Consider the following 20,428-nt stretch of genomic DNA (forward strand, 5'->3'; position numbering starts at 1 on the left):
TCCCACCCACGCACCGCCGTGACTGTCGGTCGAGAGGTGGAGCTCTCCTGTGGGGGTAGCACCCTCGGCGGCTGCGGGTCGTCTGTGGTGGGAGATGTCCTGGACGTGCGGGAGACTCCGTCGTAACGTCAGGGTCGGAAGCGCAACTAGCGGTGCTAGTTTTGAGAGGACGTGCTCATGGCCCCGTTCGACCCCGCCGACTTCCTCGGTATCGACGACCTGCTCGAGCCGGAGGACCTCGCCGTCAGGGAAACCGTGCGGGCGTGGGCGGCTGATCGCGTGCTGCCGTATGTCGCCGAGTGGTACGAGAGCGGGGAGTTGCCCGTCATCAGGGAGCTCGCCCGGGAACTGGGCGCCATCGGCGCGCTCGGGATGTCGCTCAGCGGGTACGGGTGCGCCGGTGCGAGTGCCGTGCAGTACGGGCTGGCCTGTCTGGAGCTGGAGGCCGCCGACTCCGGGATCCGGTCACTGGTGTCCGTGCAGGGGTCCCTTGCCATGTACGCCATCCATCGGTTCGGGACCGAGAAGCAGAAGCAGGACTGGCTCCCGCGCATGGCCTCCGGTGAGGTCATCGGGTGCTTCGGGCTGACCGAGCCCGACCACGGGTCCGACCCCGCCTCCATGCGGACGTACGCCAAGCGCGACGCTGGGGGTTCCTCCCGCTCGAGCGGAGCCGAGAGTGGGGGAGACTGGGTGCTGAACGGCCGGAAGATGTGGATCACCAACGGGTCCGTCGCCGGGGTCGCCGTGGTGTGGGCGCAGACCGAGGACGGGATTCGGGGGTTCGTCGTCCCGACCGACAGCCCCGGGTTCTCCGCGCCGGAGATCAAGCACAAGTGGTCCCTGCGCGCCTCCGTCACCAGTGAGCTCGTGCTCGACGACGTACGGCTGCCCGCCGACGCCGTACTGCCGGAGGTGACAGGGCTCAAGGGCCCTCTCAGCTGCCTCTCCCACGCCCGTTACGGCATCGTGTGGGGGGCGATGGGCGCGGCCCGCAGCTGCTTCCAGGCCGCGGTCGACTACGCGAAGACGCGGGAGCAGTTCGGGCGGCCGATCGGCGCCTTCCAGCTGACCCAGGCCAAGCTCGCCGACATGGCGGTCGAGCTGCACAAGGGGATCCTGCTCGCCCATCACCTCGGGCGGCGCATGGATGCCGGCCGCCTGCGTCCCGAGCAGGTCAGCTTCGGCAAGCTCAACAACGTCCGCGAGGCCATCGACATCTGCCGTACGGCCCGGACCATCCTCGGTGCCAACGGGATCTCGCTCGAATACCCCGTGATGCGGCACGCGACGAACCTCGAGTCGGTGCTCACCTACGAAGGCACCGTCGAGATGCACCAGCTCGTGCTGGGCAAGGCGCTCACCGGGCTCGACGCCTTCCGCTGAATTCCCCCAGCAGCGGCAGGGCCGGTGAGCGGCCCTGCCTCAGCTCTGATTGAAGAAACCGTCCGTGCGGTGCGCGGCCGGGTCGCCGTTCACGATCTCCGTGTTGGCGGGGGTCAGCAGGAACACCCGGGTGGACACGCGCTCGATCGAACCACGCAGGCCGAAGATCAGCCCGGCCGCGAAGTCGACGACGCGCTTGGCGTCGCCGGCCTCCATGGCCGTGAGGTTCATGATGACCGGGACGCCTTCGCGGAACAGTTCGCCGATGGCGCGGGCGTCCCGGAAGCTGTCCGGGGTGACCGTGCCGATCCGGCGGCCCTTCTCCTCGGCGACGTCCGAAGCCACCTTGACCCGCGGGTCGGTGACCCAGGCCTCCCCGGGCTGCTCGGTCCCTTCGGAGTAGTCGTCGTCGTAGTAACGCTCGTCATCGTTGTCGTCGACGAGGCCAAGCCAGGCACTTGCCTTGCGTACCGATCCCATGGACGCCTCCTCTCACAGCGGTCTTTTCTGCTTTCCGCATCCCTATGGTCATCCATGATGCGGACGTCGTGCCAAGTGGATAGACGCCGCGCGGGGGGTTTGTGACGGTACTGGTGCAGAGCGAATCCGTCGAGAGTCCAAGTGTCCCAAGGGTCGTTCCCCAAACGGCTGCTGACTGTGAGTGAAATATGATTCTTCACGGCGTATGGGTGATGGGCGGTGCGTACGGGTGAACACGGCGGTCGGTACGATGCCGCAGCTCACCGCAGTTCAACGCCGCAGGCACCACGGGGGATCATCGTGTTCGGAATCGTCAGGCCCTGCCGTCACCGGCTCTCAGAGAGTCTCAAAGCCCAGTGGATGGCGCATTTGTGCGGGCTGTGCCTCGCGCTGCGTAAGGACCACGGGCAGTTCGCCAGGGTCGTCACCAACTACGACGGCTTGCTGATATCGGTTTTGACGGAAGCTCAGGCCGAGAAGGACGGTGGCGGGCGCCGCACGGCGGGTCCCTGTCCGCTGCGCGGAATGCGTAGCGCGTCCGTCGCGCACGGTGAGGGCTCGCGGCTCGCGGCCGCCGTCTCGCTGGTGCTCGCCTCCGCCAAGGTGCGCGACCATGTCGCCGACGGGGACGGATTGCTGGCCCACGGCCCGGTGGCGCTCGCCGCGCGCCGGGTCGCCGCGAGCTGGGGCCGGGCCGGTGAACGGACCGGATCGGACGTCGGGTTCGACACCGCCCTGCTCGTCGACGCCGTGGACCGGCAGGTCGGCATCGAGGCGCTCGCCGGGCCGGGAACGCCCCTGCTCACGGTCACCGAACCGACCGAGACCGCGACCGCCGCCGCCTTCGCGCACACCGCGGCCTTGGCCGGACGGCCCGGCAACGCCGTACCGCTCGCCGAGGCAGGGCGCCTGTTCGGACGGCTCGCGCATCTCCTGGACGCGGTGGAGGACAGGGAGGCCGACGCCGCGTCGGGTGCCTGGAACCCGCTCACCGCCACCGGGACGCCCCTCGCGGAGGCCCGGCGGCTCGCCGACGACGCCTTGCACGGGATACGGCTCGCATTGCGGGAGGCCGACTTCACCGACCCGAATCTCGCGCACCGGCTGCTCGTGCACGAGCTGCGCACCTCCGTGGACCGGGCCTTCGGCATGGCCTCCTGCGCGCACGGGCGCGTGCCGTCGGGCGCGATGCCGTCCGGACCGTACGTTCCGCCCGGCGGGCCGGGAGCACCGCTGCCACCGCAGCCGCCCCGCCGCGACCGGCGCGGGCTGCTCGCCGGGTGCGCGGTGTGGATGGGGCTCGCCTGCACCTGCCAGATGTGCTGCGGGGAGTTCGACGACCCGTGGAGCCGGCAGCGCCGCGAAGGGCTGTGCACCAACGTCGACTGCAGCGGCTGCAGTGATTGCTGCAACTGCTGTGACTGCTGCGGGAACTGCTGCGGTGACGGCTGCGGCTGCGACGGCTGCGACGGGTGTGACTGCGACTGCTCCTGCTGAGCTGCCTGCGCCCCAGCCGTCCTTTGGGGGCGAGTCTTTGGGAGCGAGAAGCGCTGGGTGAGGGGAGGGGTGCGCGTGTGAAGGCGAGGAAGGAAGCGCGAAAGGCGCCCTACGGAATCAGGGCGCGCAGTGGGTCAGCTCAACAGGAAGAGGACCACACGCGACCGAAGTCGATGTGGGAGCGCTTGACCAGCCACTGCTGTGGATGCATGGGCCAAGTGGAACAGGCATACGGTTGCGCGTCAACCGACTTGAGACGTACGGCTCACAGTCTGGACAGCCTTGACAGTGAGGGGAAACGCACCCGTAGTCTCGAAGGGCGGCCCTGCTGAGGGGCTCGGCCGCATGCGTGTGAAGGCACCCGTCTGAGTTCGACGATCCATCGACTCGTTGCCACGGAGCCTTCGCATGTCCTCCCACGCCCTCGCCCAAGCCCCCGCCGCACCGGACACACCGGAGCACGCGGCCCCCCTGCCGACTCCGCGTCCAGGCGAGCGGGCCGCCCGATGAGGTCCTCCCTCGTGATCGTCGGTGCCGGGCCGCGGGGAACCGGCCTGATCGAGCGGATCGCCGCCAACGCGCCCGAGCTCTACGCCGGTTCAGGCCTCGACATCCACCTGGTCGACCCGCATCCGCCAGGCGCCGGACGCATCTGGCGCCCGGCCCAGTCGCCGCTGCTGTGGATGAACTCGCACGCCGAGGACGTCACCATGTTCACCGACGAGACGGTCGACATGGCCGGGCCCGTGCGGGAGGGCCCCACGCTGCACGAATGGGCCGGCATCGACGGCCGTACCTTCGCGGACCGGCGGCTCCAGGGCGCCTACCTGAGCTGGGTGCACGAGCGGGCGGTGGCCGCGCTGCCGCCGGGTGTCGTCGTCCACCACCATCCACGCCGTGCCCTGCGGGTCGGCGGACCGCCCGAGGGGCGTCAACAGGTGTGGCTGGAGGGCCGCGCGCGCCCGCTCCCCGCCGACCTCGTCGTACTCGCCCTCGGGCACCTGGACGCCGAACCGGACGACGAACAAAACGAGTTGGCGGCGTACGCCCGCGCACACGGCCTCGTCCACCTTCCGCCCGACTTCACTGCCGACAGTGACCTGTCCCCGCTCGGGCCCGGCGAACCCGTCCTCGTCCGCGGCTTCGGGCTCGCCTTCGTCGACCTGATGGTGCTGCTCACCGAGGGCCGGGGCGGGCGGTGCGTCGGGGACACGTACGTGCCTTCGGGCAAGGAGCCGGTGCTGTACGTCGGTTCGCGGCGCGGAGTGCCGTACCACTCGAAGATCGCCTACGACTGGACCGGTGAACGGCCGCCGCTGCCCCGGTTCTTCGGGCCCGCCGAGGTGGAGCGGCTGCTTGCCCGGCCGGGGGGCTTCGACTTCCGGCGGGACGTGTGGCCGCTGGTGGACAAGGAGCTGGGCTTCGCGCACTACCACCGGCTGTTCACGGTCCACCCGGAGCGGACGGCCGTGGCCTGGAGTGTCTTCGAGGAGAAGTACGCGACCGTCGACGACCCGGCCGGGCGGGCGGCCCTGGTCGCGTCCGCCGTGCCCGACCCCGCCGACCGGCTCGACCTCGCCGCGCTCGACCGCCCGTTGGAGGGGGTGCGGTACGGGTCCTACGAGGAGCTCCAGGAGGGCCTGCGCCGATATGTCCAGGGGGACCTGAATCGCCGGCACGATCCTTCGTACAGCCCCGACCTGGCCGTCTTCCTCGGGCTGCTCTCCGTCTACGGCCAGTTGGTCCGGCTCGGGGACATCGGGCCCTGGTGGCACGGGTTCTTCAGCTATCTGGCCTCCGGGCCGCCCGGGCCCCGGCTGCGGCAACTGCTCGCGCTGTCCCGCGCGGGCGTGGTGCGGTTCCTCGGCGCCGGCATGACCGTCAGTGCCGAGGGCGGGGTGTTCCGGGCGTCGAGCGCCACCGTGCCGGACTCCGTCGTCGAGGCCCGGGCGCTGGTCGAGGCGCGGCTGCCCGAGCCGACGGTCGCGCGGGCCCGTGACCCGCTGCTGCGCGAGCTGCACGCCGACGGGGTGGCCGAGACGCCGGACGGGCTGCTCCGGGTGGACCCGGTCGACGGGCGGATCCTCGACCGGGCCGGCCGGCCGCATCCCCGGCGCTTCGCCCTCGGACCGCACACCGACGGCCGTACCCCCGGCGCGTTCACCAGGCCGCGCACCGGCGGGCCCGCGTTCCGGCAGAACGACGCGACGGCCCGGGCAGCGCTGTCTTTCCTGAGCGCGCTCTTGGGCCGTGCGGCCGCCTGAGACACCCCCTTCTCCTGCCCTTCTCCTGCCAGGAATCCGTGCCTTCCTCTCCGGGGTCCTCCGAGGCCCACCAAGAAAGGGTTTCCCCCACATGACCTCATCGCACGGCCGGCGCCTGCTGCACCTGGCCGCCGCCGTCGACCAGCAGAGGGTGTACGACGCCGACTCCTACGTCGATCTGGCGCGGCTCGCCGAACGCGGCGGCCTCGACTTCGTGACCCTGGACGACAGCTTCGCCCGCCCGGGCCCCGACGCGCTCTGCGTCCTGTCCCGGCTGGCGCCTGCCACCAGCCGGGTCGGTCTGGTGCCCACCGTCACGACCACGCACACCGAGCCCTTCCACGTCCAGGCGGCCGTCGCGACCCTCGACTGGGTCAGCCGCGGCCGGGCCGGCTGGCGGCTCGGCGTGTCGACCGGCGAGGGCGAGGCCCGCCTCTTCGGCCGGCGGAACGCGGCCCCGGTGGAAGCGCTGTGGCAGGAGGCCGGCGAAGTCGCGGACGTGGCCGCGAAGTTGTGGGACAGCCGGGAGGACGACGTCGGGACACGGGACGTGGCGACCGGCCGTTTCACCGACCGGGCCAAGCTGCACCACGTCGACTTCACCGGCTCCACCTTCTCGGTCAGGGGTCCCTCGATCGTGCCGAGACCTCCGCAGGGTCACCCCGTGCGCGTGGTGGACGCCACCGAGAGCCACGCCCGGCGGACCGCCGCCCGGTACGCGGACGTGGCACTCGTCCGGGCCGTGAGTCCGGCGCAATTCGCTGCCGTACGGGACCAACTCCGGGACACCGCCTCGGCCTTCGGCCGGGACCCCGAAGACCTGCGGATCCTCGCGAGTCTCGTCGTCGACCTCGGTGGCGGCGAGTACGCGGCCGAGCCCGGCCACGGCGGGGGCGGCCCCCGGCAGACCGCCCAGGGCCCGCTGTACCGGGGCGGTCCCGTCGACCTCGCCGAGCTGATCGCGGCCTGGTACACGGACGGCACCACCGACGGCTTCCACCTCATGCCCGCCGAGCCCCGCCGTGACCTGGAGCGGCTCGTCAACGGCACGGTGGCGCTGCTGCAACACCGCGGTCTGTTCCGCACGTTCTACCCGGGCAGCACGCTCAGGGAGCACCTGGGCCTCGCCCGGCCCGCCAACCAGTACGCCGTGACAGGGGGAGCGTCATGACCGTACGGCAGCGATCCACGCGCAAGCGGATCCACCTTGCGGCGCACTTGCCGGGCGTCGACAATCCCACCGTCCGGGCCGATCCCCGCTCCCGGTCACAGATCGAGTTCCCCTCCTACGAGCACCTCGCCCACACGGCCGAACGCGGCCTGTTCGACTTCTTCTTGCTCGCGGAGGGGCTGCGGCCGAGTGAAGACGAGGGGCGGATCCGCGACTTGGACGTGGTGGGGCGTCCTGAGGCGCTCACCGTGCTGGGCGCCCTCGCCGGGGTGACCGACCGGCTGGGACTCGCCGTGACCCTCAACGCCACCTTCCACGAGCCCTACGAACTGGCCCGCAGACTGGCCACGTTGGACCACCTCAGCGGCGGTCGGGCCGCCTGGAACGTGGTGGTCTCCTCCGCCTTCACGGGAGAGAACTTCCGGCGCGGGGGATATCTCGACCGGGCCGACGATGCCTACGCCCGTGCCGCCGAATTCGTAGCCGCCGTGCGGGAGTTGTGGGGCTCCTGGACTCCGGACGGAGTCCCCCGCCCCTTCGCGCACCAGGGGCGGCACTTCGACATCGCGGGCGAGTTCGGCCTCCCGCGCTCGCCGCAGGGGCACCCGGTCGTCATCCAGGCGGCGGACTCGGAAGAGGAACGGGAGTTCGCCGCTGCCACGGCCGACGTGATCTTCAGCCGGCACGGGTCCCTGGAGGCCGGACGCGCCTTCTACGCCGATGTCAAGGGGCGCCTGGCGAAGTACGGCCGTACCTCCGACGACCTGAAGATCATGCCCGGCGTCACGGTCGTTCTCGGCGACACCGCCGCCGAGGCGCGGGAGCGGGCGGCCGGGATCCAGCGGCAGCAGGTCTCCCCGCGGAACGCCCTCCGCACGCCGGAGTGGATCTCGGACGTCGATCTGTCGTCCCACGACCCGGACGGTCCGCTGCCCGAGACCGGCCCGGTGGCGGAGCCGGCGATCACGCAGGAGCGGACCCGGCGCGCAGACAGCGTGGCGGTGGCCGAGAAGGGGCTCCCTCCGCTCGGGCGAACCCGGGAGTGGGGGAGTCCGGTGCCGGCGAAGGCGCAGGGGCTGTCCATCCGGCAGGCCGTGATCGAGGCGGGCGGCGGCCGGCAGCCCTTCGTCGGCACTCCGGAGACGGTCGCGGCCGAACTCGACCTGATCGTACGGCGGGACGCGGCCGACGGCTTCGTTCTCGTCCCGCACCTCACTCCCGGCGGGCTCGACGAGTTCGTGGACCGGGTGGTGCCGCTGCTCCAGGAGCGCGGCGCGTTCCGTACGGAATACGAGGGCACTACCCTGCGCTCACACCTCGGGCTCACCGACCCGGTAGGGAAAGGCTGATCACATGACGACGGACGCATCCGAGGGATCCGGCGCCTGGAAGCAGTGGCACCAGCACCGCGTCGAGACGGTGGCGGCGCCCTACGGACCGCTCGCGCTGACCGGCACACACTGGCTGGAGGACTATCCGGACGGGCGACTTCCGGACACCCCCGGCTCATGGAGCGTCGAGGGCGACGGGGTCGTTCTCACCGCCGCCGCCGGGGACGGTCTCACCGTGGACGGGCAGCCCTTCGCCGGTGCGGTGCGCCTCACCGCCGACGCGGGCCCTGCCGCTGCCGCCCGGGTGGCGTACGGCGAGCGGCGGCTGGTCGTGCTGGTGCGTGAAGGCGTGTGGGGCGTGCGCGACTTCGACCCCGGCTCCGCTGCCCACCGGGCCTTTCGGGGCATCGAGGCCACGCCGTACGATCCGCGCTGGTCGGTGCCGGGGCGCTTCACACCGTACGGCGAGGACCGCACCGTACGCGTCGAGAACGCGGACGGACGGGCGCGCGGTCTCGGCCTTGGCGGAGAGCTGGCCTTCAGTCTGGACGGGCGGGAACAGACGCTCCAGGTGAGCGTCCAGGGTGACGGTTCGCTGTGGGCGGTTTTCGGCGATGCCACGAGCGGCAACGGCAGTTATCGATTCCGGTTCCTGCGGCCCGCCGCACCCGACGCCGACGGTCGTACGACGGTCGACCTCAACCGGGCGCTGCTGCCGCCGTGTGCCTTCGCCGACCACTTCATCTGTCCCTTCCCGCCGCCGGGGAACATCCTCGACGTCGCGGTCGGGGCGGGGGAGCGCAACCTGCTCTGAGGAGCGGTCATCTCGCGTAGACCATAAAGGTCGTTTAAAGGTTGACGGCCGAAAGGCGCCCTTGCGCCTACCGGCCGTTCGGCCGAATATTCCCCACAGCGCTTGTCAGGAGCACGGCGTGTTCGGAATCCGGGCACCCGGCATCCTGGCTGCGCCTCACGGGCCCGACCCCACGAGGGCCCCCGACTTCCCATGTGGAGGAACGAAAAAGTGAGGATCAAGCGCACCACCCCCCGTAGCGGCATCACCAGACGGACCCGGCTGATCGCCGTGACCGCCGGCCTCGCCGCTGCCGCCGCGATCGCGGTCCCCAGCGCGAACGCGTCCGACGCCCCCACCACTTTCAGCGCCACCGCCCTGAAGAGCGCCAGCAGTTCGGTGCTCAAGGCCGACGTCCCGGGCACCGCCTGGGCGGTCGACAGCAAGACCAACCGTGTCGTCGTCACCGCCGACAGCACGGTCTCCCAGGCCGAGATCGCGAAGATCAAGGAGCAGGCGGGCAGCAATGCCGACGCGCTCACGATCAAGCGCACCACGGGCAAGTTCCAGAAGTACATCGCGGGCGGCGACGCCATCTATGCGAGTAGCTGGCGCTGCTCCCTCGGCTTCAACGTCCGTGACAGCTCGGGCAACTACTACTTCCTGACCGCCGGTCACTGCACCGACGGCGCGGGCACCTGGTGGTCCAACTCGAACCACACCACGACCCTCGGCACCACGGCGGGCTCCAGCTTCCCGACGAACGACTACGGCATCGTCCGGTACACCAACACGTCGGTCACCAAGTCGGGCACCGCCGGCAACACGGACATCACCAGCGCCGGCACCCCGAGCGTCGGCACCACGGTCACCCGTGACGGCTCGACCACCGGCATCCACAGCGGCCGGGTCACCGCCCTCAACGCGACCGTCAACTACGGTGGCGGCGACATCGTCTACGGCATGATCCAGACCACGGTCTGCGCCGAGCCCGGCGACTCCGGCGGCTCGCTGTACGGCACCAACGGTGTCGCCTACGGTCTGACCTCCGGCGGCAGCGGCAACTGCTCCTCCGGCGGTACGACCTTCTTCCAGCCGGTCGTGGAGGCCCTGAACGCCTATGGCGTGAGCGTCTTCTAGGACCTCGCCGCAGCAGTACCTCGAACACCAGGAACATCTGCAGCCGGCAGCAGACGAGCCCCCGCACGCAACTGTCGTGCGGGGGCTCGCCCTTGTTCCGCACCGGAGCTACCGTCGTCGTACAGGCGGTCGCATCGGACCCTGGGGGCCGGGATGGTCGAGGAGCTGGTGGCGGCGGGAGCGACGCTCGCGTCCGCCGGGGCGGTGTACGCGATGGCGGCGGCGCGGGTCGTCAAGCAGTACGAACGGGGTGTGGTCTTCCGGCTCGGCAAGCTCCGGCCGGAGGTGCGCGGACCGGGCTTCACCATGATCGTTCCGGGCATCGACAAGCTCCGGAAGGTCAACATGCAGATCGTGACGATGCCGGTACCCGGGCAGGAGGGCATCACCCGGGACAACGTCACGGTGCGGGTCGACGCCGTCGTCTACTTCAAGGTGACCGCGCCGGCCGAGGCGGTCGTCCGTGTGGAGGACTACCGGTTCGCGGTCGCGCAGATGGCGCAGACCTCGCTGCGGTCCATCATCGGCAAGAGCGAGCTGGACGATCTGCTCTCCAACCGCGAAAAGCTCAATGAGGGCCTGGAGTTGATGATCGACAGCCCGGCCGTGGAGTGGGGCGTCACCATCGACCGGGTGGAGATCAAGGACGTCTCGCTGCCCGAGACCATGAAGCGGTCCATGGCCCGCCAGGCGGAGGCCGACCGGGAGCGCCGGGCCCGGGTCATCAACGCCGACGCCGAACTCCAGGCGTCGAAGAAACTGGCCGAGGCCGCCAAGGAGATGTCCGAGCAGCCCGCCGCGCTGCAACTGCGGCTGCTGCAGACGGTGGTGGCGGTCGCGGCCGAGAAGAACTCGACGCTGGTGCTGCCGTTCCCGGTGGAGCTGCTGCGGTTCCTGGAGAGGGCGCAAGCGGGGCCTCCCGTGGCGCAGCAGCCGGGGCCTTCGGTGGCGCAGCAGCCGACGCCTCCGGGGGTGCCTCAGCCGACGCCTCCGGGAGTACAGCAAGCGACGCCTCCGGCGGTGCGACAACCGGAGCCTTACGAGGTGCAGCAACCGGTGCAGGAGCAACTTCCGCCCGTCGAGCCCCGGCCGAACTCCGGGGTGCGAGGGGCGATTTCAAGACAGGACTAGGCCTCACAGGCTGATGAAGGTTACTCGCGCGTAGTGTTTGCGGTGCGAAGGGCCTGGGGTGACCGTGGACAGTCAAAATCAAAAGGGCGCGCAACCGCGTTCTACGCGCGTCCGGAAGTCGACCTTGTGCGCCCCCTGTGGGGTTCGGAAGAGTGGGCGCTCGTCAACCAGCCTTCCGGTCCGCGAGGTCCCCACAACCTCCGGGCCGACCCCCCACAGGAGGACGCGAGTTGAAGCACCGACGCATACCCAGGCGGCGGGCCGCCGTGGCAGGTGCGGGAATCGCCGCACTGGTCGCCGCGGGAGTCACCTTCCAGACCGCGAACGCCAGCGAGCCTGCGAACACCCCTGAACCACAGGTCCTTTCGGCCCTGGCGGCCGGAAAGCTCGCCTCGACGCTCGGCCAGGACCTCGGCGCCGACGCCGCGGGCACGTTCTACGACGCGAAGACCAAGAGCCTCGTGGTCAACGTGCTCGACGCGGCCGCGGCCAAGACCGTCGAGGAGGCCGGCGCCCAGGCGAGAATCGTCGAGAACTCCCTCGCCGAGCTGAAGAGCGCCCGCGGCACCCTCAAGCAGGACGCGACCATCCCGGGTACCTCCTGGGCAACCGACCCGACCACCAACAAGGTTGTCGTCACCGCGGACCGTACGGTCTCCAAGGCCGAACTGGCCAAGCTGACCAAGGTCGTCGACGAGCTCGGCACCGCGGCCGAACTCAAGACGACGAAGGGGGAGTTCAAGCCCTTCGTCGCGGGCGGCGACGCCATCACCGGAAGCGGCGGGCGCTGCTCGCTCGGTTTCAACGTGGTCAAGGGCGGCGAGCCGTACTTCCTCACCGCCGGGCACTGCACCGAGGCCATCTCCACCTGGTCGGACTCCAGTGGCACCGAGATCGGCACCAACGAGGTCTCCAGCTTCCCGGACAACGACTACGGCCTGGTCAAGTACACCGCCGAGGTGGACCACCCGAGCGAGGTGGACCTGTACGACGGCTCCGCCCAGCAGATCACCGGCGCGGCCGCGGCCACCGTCGGCATGCAGGTCACCCGCAGCGGCTCCACGACCCAGGTGCACGACGGCACGGTCACGGGTCTGGACGCCACCGTGAACTACGGCAACGGTGACATCGTCAACGGCCTGATCCAGACCGACGTCTGCGCCGAACCCGGCGACAGTGGCGGCTCCCTCTTCTCGGGCAGCAGCGCGATCGGCCTCACCTCCGGCGGCAGCGGTGACTGCACCTCGGGCGGGGAGACCTTCTTCCAGCCGGTGACCGAGGCGCTGTCGGCGACCGGCACGCAGATCGGCTGACCCCGGCCCGTACCGGTAACCGGATCGCCTGATCCGGTTACCGCGGTTCGGTTTCGTGAAGTCCCGCCCCGCGCGCGAGGGGCGGGACTTCACGTCGTACGAGAACGGCTTGCGTGGGGGCCGCGAGCGGCACGGCCGCAACCAGGGTGCCCAACATAGTTCGGGGCACCCGGCTGGGCAGGAGTTCTGGCCACAGGAATCGCTCCCGCTCAGTCTTCAGGAGCGGTCTGCGTCATGCCCTCACGGTCCGGGCTGTGGGGCGTTTGTGCAGGTAGAAAGGGCCCGAACGGATGTAGCACACGTATTCGAGAATTGGTCTATGGTGGGGGTGAGGTGGTTGGGAACAGATGTTCGAGAGCTCGCCGGGCTCACGAGTGCGGGAGGTGCGTGTGCCGGGTTTCACGCATCTGCACACCGTCTCCGGGTTCTCCCTGCGATACGGAGCCTCACACCCGGAGCGGCTGGCCGAGCGCGCCTCCGAACGGGGCATGGACGCCCTCGCCCTCACCGACCGCGACACCGTCGCCGGCACGGTGCGCTTCGCCAAGGCCTGTGCGAAGGAAGGGGTCCGCCCGCTGTTCGGCGCGGACCTCGCGGTGGAGACACCCGGGGGCGAACGGCAGGAGCGGCGCCGCACCCCCGTGCGCGGAGGTGCCTTCATCGACGAGTCGACACCCCGCGTCACCTTCCTCGCCCGGGACGGCGCCCGCGGCTGGGCCGACCTGTGCCGGCTCGTCACGGCGGCGCACGCGGGGGAGGGCGCGCCCCTGCTGCCCTGGGCCGACAACAAGGCGGACGGCCTGACCGTCCTGCTCGGCCCCGCCTCCGACGTCGGCCGCGCCCTCGCCGCGGGGCGCCCGGACCGGGCCGCCCAGCTGCTGGCCCCCTGGCGGGAGGTATACGGCGACGCCCTGCGCCTCGAAGCCGTCTGGCACGGCCGCGAGGGCACCGGCCCCGGCTCCCTGCGCCTTGCCGCCCGTACCGTCGGCTTCTCCGCCGAGCAGCGGATCCGGCCCGTGCTCAGTAACGCCGTCCGCTACGCCGACCCCGGCCTCGGCCCGGTCGCCGACGTCCTGGACGCCGCCCGCCGCCTGGTGCCCGTCGACGCGACCGGGGAACTGGACTCCGGCGAAGCCTGGCTCAAGGACGCGGGCGCCATGGTCCAGGCCGCCGAGCGGGTCGTCGAGGCCGCCGGCTTCCGGCGCGACACCGCCCACCGCCTGCTGGAACAGACCCGGGCGACCGCTGCCGAGTGCCTGGTCGACCCCGAGGACGACCTCGGCATCGGCACCGTCCACTTCCCCGAGCCGCACCTGGTCGGCGCGGGCCGCCGCACCGCACAGCGGGCACTGGCCTCGCGGGCGGCGGCGGGGATGGTGCTGCACGGTTACGCCGGGAAGCGCCCGTACTGGGACCGGATGCACCAGGAACTGGACATCATCGCCCACCACGGCTTCGCCTCCTACTTCCTGACGGTGGCCCAAGTGGTGGACGACGTACGGGACATGGGCATCCGGGTCGCCGCCCGCGGCTCCGGCGCCGGTTCCCTCGTCAACCACCTCCTCGGCATCGCGCACGCCGACCCGGTCGCGCACGGGCTGCTGATGGAGCGCTTCCTGTCCAAGGAACGGATCGTCCTGCCGGACATCGACATCGACGTGGAGTCCGCGCGCCGCCTGGAGGTCTACCGCGCGATCATCGGCCGGTTCGGCACCGAGCGGGTCGCGACGGTCGCGATGCCGGAGACCTACCGGGTGCGGCACGCGATCCGTGACGTCGGCGCGGCCCTGTCCATGGACCCGGCCGACATCGACCGCATCGCCAAGTCCTTCCCGCACATCCGCGCCCGCGACGCCCGCGCGGCCCTCGACGAACTGCCCGAACTCAGCCAGTTGGCGGGGGAGAGGGAGCGGTACGGCGGGCTCTGGGAACTGGTCGAGGCCCTCGACGCCCTCCCGCGCGGAGTCGCCATGCACCCCTGCGGGGTCCTGCTCTCCGACGCCTCCCTGCTCTCCCGTACGCCGGTCATGCCGACCAGCGGCGAGGGGCTGCCCATGGCGCAGTTCGACAAGGACGACGTCGAGGACCTCGGGTTGCTCAAGCTCGACGTGCTGGGCGTGCGGATGCAGTCGGCGATGGCGCACGCGGTCGCGGAGGTGGAGCGGGCGACGGGGGAGCGGATCGACCTGGACGCGGTGCAGGGCGGCGACCCGGCGACGTACCGGCTCATCCGTTCCACCGAGACCTTGGGCTGCTTCCAGATCGAGTCGCCGGGTCAGCGGGACCTGGTGGGGCGGCTGCAGCCGGCCACCTTCCACGACCTGGTCGTCGACATCTCGCTCTTCAGGCCCGGTCCGGTCGCCGCCGACATGGTGCGGCCGTTCATCGAGGCACGGCACGGACGGGCGCCGATCCGCTATCCGCACCCGGACCTGGAGAGGCCGTTGAAGGAGACGTACGGTGTCGTCGTCTTCCACGAGCAGATCATCGACATCGTCGACATCATGACCGGCTGCGGGCGCGGGGTGGCGGACCAGGTGCGGCGCGGGCTGTCCGACCTGGAGTCGCAGGGGCGGATCAGGATCTGGTTCGCGCAGCACGCGGCGGCGAAGGGCTATGACGCAGAAACGATTCAGCGGACCTGGGAGATCATCGAGGCCTTCGGCTCGTACGGCTTCTGCAAGGCGCACGCGGTCGCCTTCGCCGTACCGACATACCAGTCGGCATGGCTGAAAGCGCATCACCCGGCCGCCTTCTATGCCGGACTGCTCACGCACGACCCCGGGATGTACCCGAAGCGGCTGCTGCTGGCGGACGCGCGGCGGCGCGGGGTGCCGATCCTGCCGTTGGACGTGAACAGGTCGGCGGTCGCCCACCGTATCGAACTGGTGTCTGAATCAAAGGCGTGGGGACTGCGGTTGGCCCTCTCCGACGTCCACGGCATCAGCGAGGCCGAGGCGGCGCGGATCGCGGACGGGCAGCCGTACGCCTCGCTGCTCGACTTCTGGGAACGGGCCCGCCCGAGCCGGCCGGTCGCCGGGCGGCTCGCGCAGGTCGGCGCGTTGGACGCCTTCGGTGCCAACCGCCGTGATCTGCAACTGCACCTGACCGAGCTGCAGCGCGGCGCCCGGGGCGCGGGCGGCGGTCAGCTCCCGTTGGCCGGTGGGCGGAAGACCGCACCCGCCGGGCTGCCCGACCTCTCCCCGGCGGAGAAGCTGAGTGCCGAGCTGGGTGTGCTCTCCATGGACGCCTCACGCAACCTGATGGACGATCACCGGGCGTTCCTCGACGAGCTGGGCGTGGTGTCGGCGCGGCGGCTGCGGGAGGCGCGGCACGGGGAGACCGTACTGGTCGCGGGCGCCAAGGCGGCCACCCAGACGCCGCCGATCCGGTCCGGCAAGCGGGTCATCTTCTCCACCCTGGACGACGGCACCGGCCTGGTCGACCTCGCCTTCTTCGACGACTCCCACGACGCCTGCGCGCACACCGTCTTCCACTCCTGGCTGCTGCTGGTGCGCGGGGTGGTGCAGCGCCGCGGCCCGCGCAGCCTCAGCGTGGTGGGCTCGGCCGCCTGGAACCTCGCCGAACTGGTTGAACTGCGAGCCGAGGGCGGGCTCGACGTGGTGGCGGCACGGCTGGCGGAGCCCATGCCGGAAGGAGGCGGCGATTCGACGGGCGGCAGGCGAATCCAGATGCCCACCGGATACGAACTGCATCCGTGGGCCGATCTGCGCCCGGCGGGCGAAGAGCCCGCGAAGGTACGGAAGTTGTGGCATCAGAGTCCGGGGAGTGCGGGATGACCATCCTCTGCGTACGTTTCCAGCTGCCGCCGACGCACGAGGCGGCCCTGCCGGGGCTGCTCGGATTGCTCGAGGAGTTCACGCCCGTCGTCGAGGCGCTGCCGCCGGACGGGGCACTGGCCGATCTGCGGGGCGCCGAACGCTACTTCGGGCGCAGCGCGGTGGAGCTGGCGTCGGTGATCCGGGTCCGGTCGCTCGCGCTGTACGGCGTCGACTGTGTGATCGGCGCCGGGCCGGGCCCGATGCTGGCCCGCATCGCGCTGCGCGCTGCCGAGCCGGGGGTGACCTGCGCGGTGCCCGAGGACGCCGTCGAGGAGTTCCTCGCGGGGAAACCCGTCGCCGCGCTCCCCGGCGTCGGCGTCGCCACCGCCCGCACGCTGGGCGAGTACGGCCTCGACACCCTCGGCCTGGTCGCCGCCGCACCCCTGTCGACACTCCAGCGTCTGGTCGGTGCGAAAACAGGCCGTGAACTGCACGAGAAGGCGAACGGCATCGACCGCGGCCGGGTCGTGCCGAACGCCGTGTCCCGTTCCCTGGCCGCCGAACGTCCCTTCGACCGGGACGAGCTGGACGCCGACCGGCACCGCCGTGCCCTGCTCTCGGCCGCCGAGGAACTGGGCGCCCGGCTGCGCGCCCTCGACAAGGTCTGCGGCACCCTGACCCTCACCGTGCGCTACGCCGACCGCTCCTCGACGAGCCGCACCCGCACCCTCAAGGAACCGACCGCGCACTCGGCCGCGCTGACGAAGGCGGCCTACGGCATGTACGAGGCCCTCGGCCTCCAGCGCGCCCGGGTCCGCTCGGTCACCCTCCGCGCCGAGGCCCTCGGCCCCGCCGAACAGGCCTCCTACCAGCTCGCCTTCGACCCCGTGGACGAGAAGGCCCGCCGCATCGAGGAGGTCGCGGACCGCGCCCGAGCGAAGTTCGGGCCGCGTGCGGTGATGCCTGGGACGCTGGCCGCGTAGGGATCAGTTGGCCCACGGGGGTGTGATCCGGGTGCCGTCGGCGAGTTCCGCCTCCAGGCCGATGGAGGTGGTGACCCAGGAGGTGGCGACCTCGGTCGTCGGGTTCTCGACGGCGAGGGTCGACCCGGGGTTGATGATCACGGTGTCGCCCGCGGTGACGCGGTGGGTGTGGCCGTCGAGGGTCATCAGCAGTTCGCCGCTGAGCACATGGAAGATCTCCTCCCGGTTGACGGTGTGCGCGGGGGCCTTGGTCCCCGCCGGGATCTCGCCGCGCCAGGCGCACAGTTCCTTGCTGCCGGTCAGGGGAGTGGCGTGCGAGACGAAGCGGGCGCCGTGGATCTCGTGGGTGACGGCTTCGGACGGGCGGATGACGGGCATGGGCTCTCCGATGGATAGATGGTCAAGCTGCTTGACTACTTCTTGGTTCATAGTCAAGCAGCTTGACCATCCAGTCAAGAGTGTTTCAATGCCTCCGTGGAGAACTCCGAAGCCATGGCCCTGTCCGCCGCCCTGCTCGCCGTCGCCGGTGAGCTCACGCAGCGCATCAACGAGGGTGTCGTCGCCCGTGGCTTCGACGGGATCAGGCCCGCGCACGGCTTCGCGTTCGTCCGGCTCACCCCGGACGGGGCGACGGTCACCGAGCTCGCGGCCCACCTCGGGGTGACCAAGCAGGCCGCCAGTCAGCTGGTCGACGAGATCGTGCGCAAGGGGTACGCCGAGCGCCGTCCGCATCCCGGCGACGCCAGGGCCCGGCTGGTCGTGCTGACCGGGCGGGGTTGGGCCTGCACCCGTGCGGCGGAGGAGGCGGCCGCGGAAGCCGTGGGTGCGTGGGTGGCGCTGCTCGGTGAGGGTGAAGTGCGCGCGTTGCGCGACCGATTGGGGCGCATTGCACCCTATGGTCCCATCAAGCCCGCCTGGTGACGATTCGTCAGTGCCTTATCAGTGGCTCCAGTCGTCGATGGTTACCACTGGAAGTTTTTACTGACGCGTAACTTCACAAGTGCACTACTCGCCCGTAACTTGACGAGTGAACAGCATCCTCGTGATCCGGATCACAGGGCGTAGAGCCGTCGCAACTCCCTTGAGCCGCAAGGAGATCACACGATGCTGCCCTGGAACCGAGTGCTCAGACCCCTCACCGCGCTGCTGCTGACCGCCGCGGTCGCCGTCGTCCCCGCCACCACCGCCCAGGCCGCCGATGCCCCCAGCCGCGGCTGGAACGACTACACCTGCAAGCCGTCCACCGCCCATCCCCGCCCCGTCGTCCTCGTCCACGGGACCTTCGCCAACTCCGTCGACAACTGGCTGGGTCTCGCGCCGTACCTCAAGAACCGCGGTTACTGCGTCTTCTCGCTCGACTACGGCCAGCTCCCCGGTGTCCCCCTCATCCACGCCCTCGGCCCCATCGACAAGTCGGCCGAACAGCTGAAGACCTACGTCGACAAGGTGCTCGCCGCGACCGGCGCCGCCGAGACCGACCTCGTCGGCCACTCGCAGGGCGGCATGATGCCCCGCTACTACCTGAAGTTCCTCGGCGGAGCCGCCAAGGTCAACGCCCTCGTCGGCATCGCGCCCAGCAACCACGGCACCACGCTCTCCGGGTTCACCCACCTCCTGCCGTACTTCCCCGGCATCGAGGACCTGCTCACCACCAACACCCCCGCCCTGGCCGACCAGGTCGCCGGCTCCGCCTTCCTCACCAAGCTCAACGAGGGCGGCGACACCGTGCCGGGCGTCCAGTACACGGTCCTCGCCACCAAGTACGACGAGGTGGTCACGCCGTACCGGAGCCAGTTCCTCAGCGGATCCGGCGTGCGCAACGTCCTGCTCCAGGACCTGTGCGCGCTCGACCTCTCCGAGCACGCGGTGATCGGGCTGCTCGACCGCGTCGCCTTCCACGAGGTGGCCAACGCCCTTGACCCGGCGCACGCCACCCCGACCACCTGTGCGTCGGCGGTCGACTGAGTGCCGCCGGGGCCTGTCCGGCCTGAGCCGCCGGTCAGGCCCCGGAACCCCTCGATCAGCGACCGTGCCGACCGCCGCTCACCGCACGCCGGCGGACCGAGGCGAACAGGACCGCCGAGCCGAGCGCCAGCGTCGCCGCGCCGCCCACGGCGAGGTACGGCGTGCTGCTGTCGCCGCCTGTCTCGGCGAGGTTCTCGGTGCTGTCGGCCGCCTGCGGCTCGTTCGGCACGGAGCTCTCGGCCCGCGCGACCGGTTCCGCTTCCTGCCGCGCTTCTTGCTGCGCTTCCGGCTGCGCCGACGTGCCGGCGTCCTGGTCACCGTGGCCGTCGTGCTCGACCGTCGACTTGTCGCCGCCGTCCTCGATCTGCTCCTCGGAGGGTGCGGAGGCGGTCGGGACGGGCGACGCGCTGCTCGTCGTACCCCCGTCGCCGCTGTTCCCGCTGTCGGTGCTGCCTCCGAACGCCACGTCCGAGCACGAGTAGAACGCCTCCGGGCTGTCCGAGCGCTGCCAGATCGCGTACAGCAGCTGCTTGCCGGAGCGTTCGGGGAGGGTGCCGGAGAAGGTGTAGAAGCCGCCGGACGCGGCCGGGTCGGTGACCGTCGCCACCGGGTCGCCAAGGTCCAGGTCGTCCCAGGCGAGCGGCCGCGCCGGGTCGTAACCGGCCTTGGTGATGTACACCTTGAAGGTCCCCTTGTGCGGGGCGGTCACGCGGTACTTGAAGGTGTACGACCCACTGCTCACGCTCGTCGCCGGCCAGTCGGCGCGGGCCAGGTCGAGCCCCTTGAACTCGGCGTTGTTCGCGCTGCACAGCCTGCCGTCCGGGATCAGCGCCTGGTGCTGTCCGTCCGCGTTGCCGATGCGGATGCCGTTCCAGTCGTAGAGCGCCTGCGTGCCGCCGGCCGCGACCGCCGCCCCGCACGCGTCCGACGCCGGGCTCTCGGGACCTTCCGCGTAACACTGGGCGACCCGGCTGACCGGGTCGCCCATCGACCCGTGCGCGGACGCGGGGGCCGCGCCGAGTGCGGTCAGGGCGAGCGGGGCCAGGCCGAGAGCGGCGACGGTGGCGGCCTTGCGGCGTGCGGGCATGGGGGATCTCCTCGGAACCGGAACTGATGGGTGCCGGATCAAAGAAACCGTGAAAATGCCTGCTGGGGGCGGCCGGTGGCGATCTTTATGGCCGCCTTAAGGGAG

The 20,428-nt window shown here is 71.0% G+C and carries 16 protein-coding genes; 13 read left to right on the plus strand and 3 right to left on the minus strand.

Going from position 1 to position 20,428, the window contains the following annotated elements; all coding sequences use genetic code 11:
- The first annotated feature begins 177 nt into the window (after positions 1-177).
- Positions 178-1,386, plus strand: coding sequence for an acyl-CoA dehydrogenase family protein (locus ACFYO2_RS36120; RefSeq protein WP_388357868.1), 1,209 nt, complete (start codon positions 178-180; stop codon positions 1,384-1,386).
- Between the two features lie 39 nt (positions 1,387-1,425).
- On the opposite strand, the gene ACFYO2_RS36125 is transcribed toward ACFYO2_RS36120, so the two are convergent.
- Entirely contained in the window at positions 1,426-1,866 is a 441-nt protein-coding gene (locus ACFYO2_RS36125) for a cell division protein SepF (RefSeq protein ID WP_388357871.1), read from the minus strand.
- Between the two features lie 300 nt (positions 1,867-2,166).
- Here ACFYO2_RS36125 and ACFYO2_RS36130 point away from each other — a divergent pair, with 300 nt between their 5' ends.
- From ACFYO2_RS36130 to ACFYO2_RS36175, 10 genes are all read left to right on the plus strand, one after another.
- On the plus strand, positions 2,167-3,363 hold the full coding sequence (locus tag ACFYO2_RS36130; protein WP_388357874.1) for a DUF5685 family protein: 1,197 nt from the start codon (positions 2,167-2,169) through the stop codon (positions 3,361-3,363).
- Between the two features lie 506 nt (positions 3,364-3,869).
- Positions 3,870-5,627 carry an FAD/NAD(P)-binding protein gene (locus ACFYO2_RS36135; RefSeq protein ID WP_388357877.1) on the plus strand — a complete coding sequence of 586 codons (1,758 nt, stop codon included), beginning with the start codon at positions 3,870-3,872 and terminating at the stop codon, positions 5,625-5,627.
- Between the two features lie 91 nt (positions 5,628-5,718).
- Positions 5,719-6,798 carry an LLM class flavin-dependent oxidoreductase gene (locus tag ACFYO2_RS36140; RefSeq protein ID WP_388357880.1) on the plus strand — a complete coding sequence of 360 codons (1,080 nt, stop codon included), beginning with the start codon at positions 5,719-5,721 and terminating at the stop codon, positions 6,796-6,798.
- The gene (locus tag ACFYO2_RS36145; protein WP_388357883.1) at positions 6,795-8,147 is read left to right on the plus strand and encodes an NtaA/DmoA family FMN-dependent monooxygenase; all 1,353 of its coding nucleotides are present in this window, start codon (positions 6,795-6,797) and stop codon (positions 8,145-8,147) included. Before ACFYO2_RS36140 ends, ACFYO2_RS36145 begins: the two co-directional genes overlap by 4 nt.
- A 4-nt stretch (positions 8,148-8,151) precedes the next feature.
- Positions 8,152-8,943 (plus strand): DUF1684 domain-containing protein, encoded by a 792-nt coding sequence (locus ACFYO2_RS36150; RefSeq protein ID WP_388357886.1) that lies wholly within the window; start codon positions 8,152-8,154, stop codon positions 8,941-8,943.
- Between the two features lie 210 nt (positions 8,944-9,153).
- Complete coding sequence (locus ACFYO2_RS36155) at positions 9,154-10,062, plus strand: S1 family peptidase (RefSeq protein ID WP_388357889.1); 909 nt, start codon at positions 9,154-9,156, stop codon at positions 10,060-10,062.
- Positions 10,063-10,215: 153 nt separating this feature from the next.
- The gene (locus tag ACFYO2_RS36160) at positions 10,216-11,193 is read left to right on the plus strand and encodes a slipin family protein (protein ID WP_388357891.1); all 978 of its coding nucleotides are present in this window, start codon (positions 10,216-10,218) and stop codon (positions 11,191-11,193) included.
- Between the two features lie 230 nt (positions 11,194-11,423).
- Entirely contained in the window at positions 11,424-12,506 is a 1,083-nt protein-coding gene (locus ACFYO2_RS36165) for a S1 family peptidase (protein WP_388357893.1), read from the plus strand.
- A gap of 389 nt (positions 12,507-12,895) precedes the next feature.
- Positions 12,896-16,306, plus strand: a complete 3,411-nt coding sequence (locus ACFYO2_RS36170; protein WP_388357896.1) for a DNA polymerase III subunit alpha — start codon at positions 12,896-12,898, stop codon at positions 16,304-16,306.
- Positions 16,303-17,271, plus strand: coding sequence for a hypothetical protein (locus ACFYO2_RS36175; protein WP_388357898.1), 969 nt, complete (start codon positions 16,303-16,305; stop codon positions 17,269-17,271). The genes ACFYO2_RS36170 and ACFYO2_RS36175 overlap by 4 nt, the downstream gene beginning before the upstream one ends.
- A gap of 3 nt (positions 17,272-17,274) precedes the next feature.
- Here ACFYO2_RS36175 and ACFYO2_RS36180 read toward each other — a convergent pair whose 3' ends face one another.
- Positions 17,275-17,649, minus strand: a complete 375-nt coding sequence (locus ACFYO2_RS36180; RefSeq protein ID WP_388357899.1) for a cupin domain-containing protein — start codon at positions 17,647-17,649, stop codon at positions 17,275-17,277.
- Positions 17,650-17,745: 96 nt separating this feature from the next.
- Here ACFYO2_RS36180 and ACFYO2_RS36185 point away from each other — a divergent pair, with 96 nt between their 5' ends.
- Together ACFYO2_RS36185 and ACFYO2_RS36190 are read left to right on the plus strand one after the other, a co-directional pair.
- The gene (locus ACFYO2_RS36185) at positions 17,746-18,192 is read left to right on the plus strand and encodes a MarR family winged helix-turn-helix transcriptional regulator (protein WP_388357902.1); all 447 of its coding nucleotides are present in this window, start codon (positions 17,746-17,748) and stop codon (positions 18,190-18,192) included.
- 183 nt (positions 18,193-18,375) lie between these two features.
- A complete protein-coding gene (locus tag ACFYO2_RS36190; protein WP_388357905.1) occupies positions 18,376-19,236 on the plus strand; it encodes an esterase/lipase family protein in 861 nt (286 codons plus the stop codon).
- Between the two features lie 55 nt (positions 19,237-19,291).
- Here ACFYO2_RS36190 and ACFYO2_RS36195 read toward each other — a convergent pair whose 3' ends face one another.
- On the minus strand, positions 19,292-20,323 hold the full coding sequence (locus ACFYO2_RS36195) for a lytic polysaccharide monooxygenase (RefSeq protein WP_388357908.1): 1,032 nt from the start codon (positions 20,321-20,323) through the stop codon (positions 19,292-19,294).
- Between the last annotated feature and the right edge of the window lie 105 nt (positions 20,324-20,428).

This window comes from Streptomyces sp. NPDC006602, from assembly GCF_042870385.1.
GTDB lineage: Bacteria > Actinomycetota > Actinomycetes > Streptomycetales > Streptomycetaceae > Streptomyces.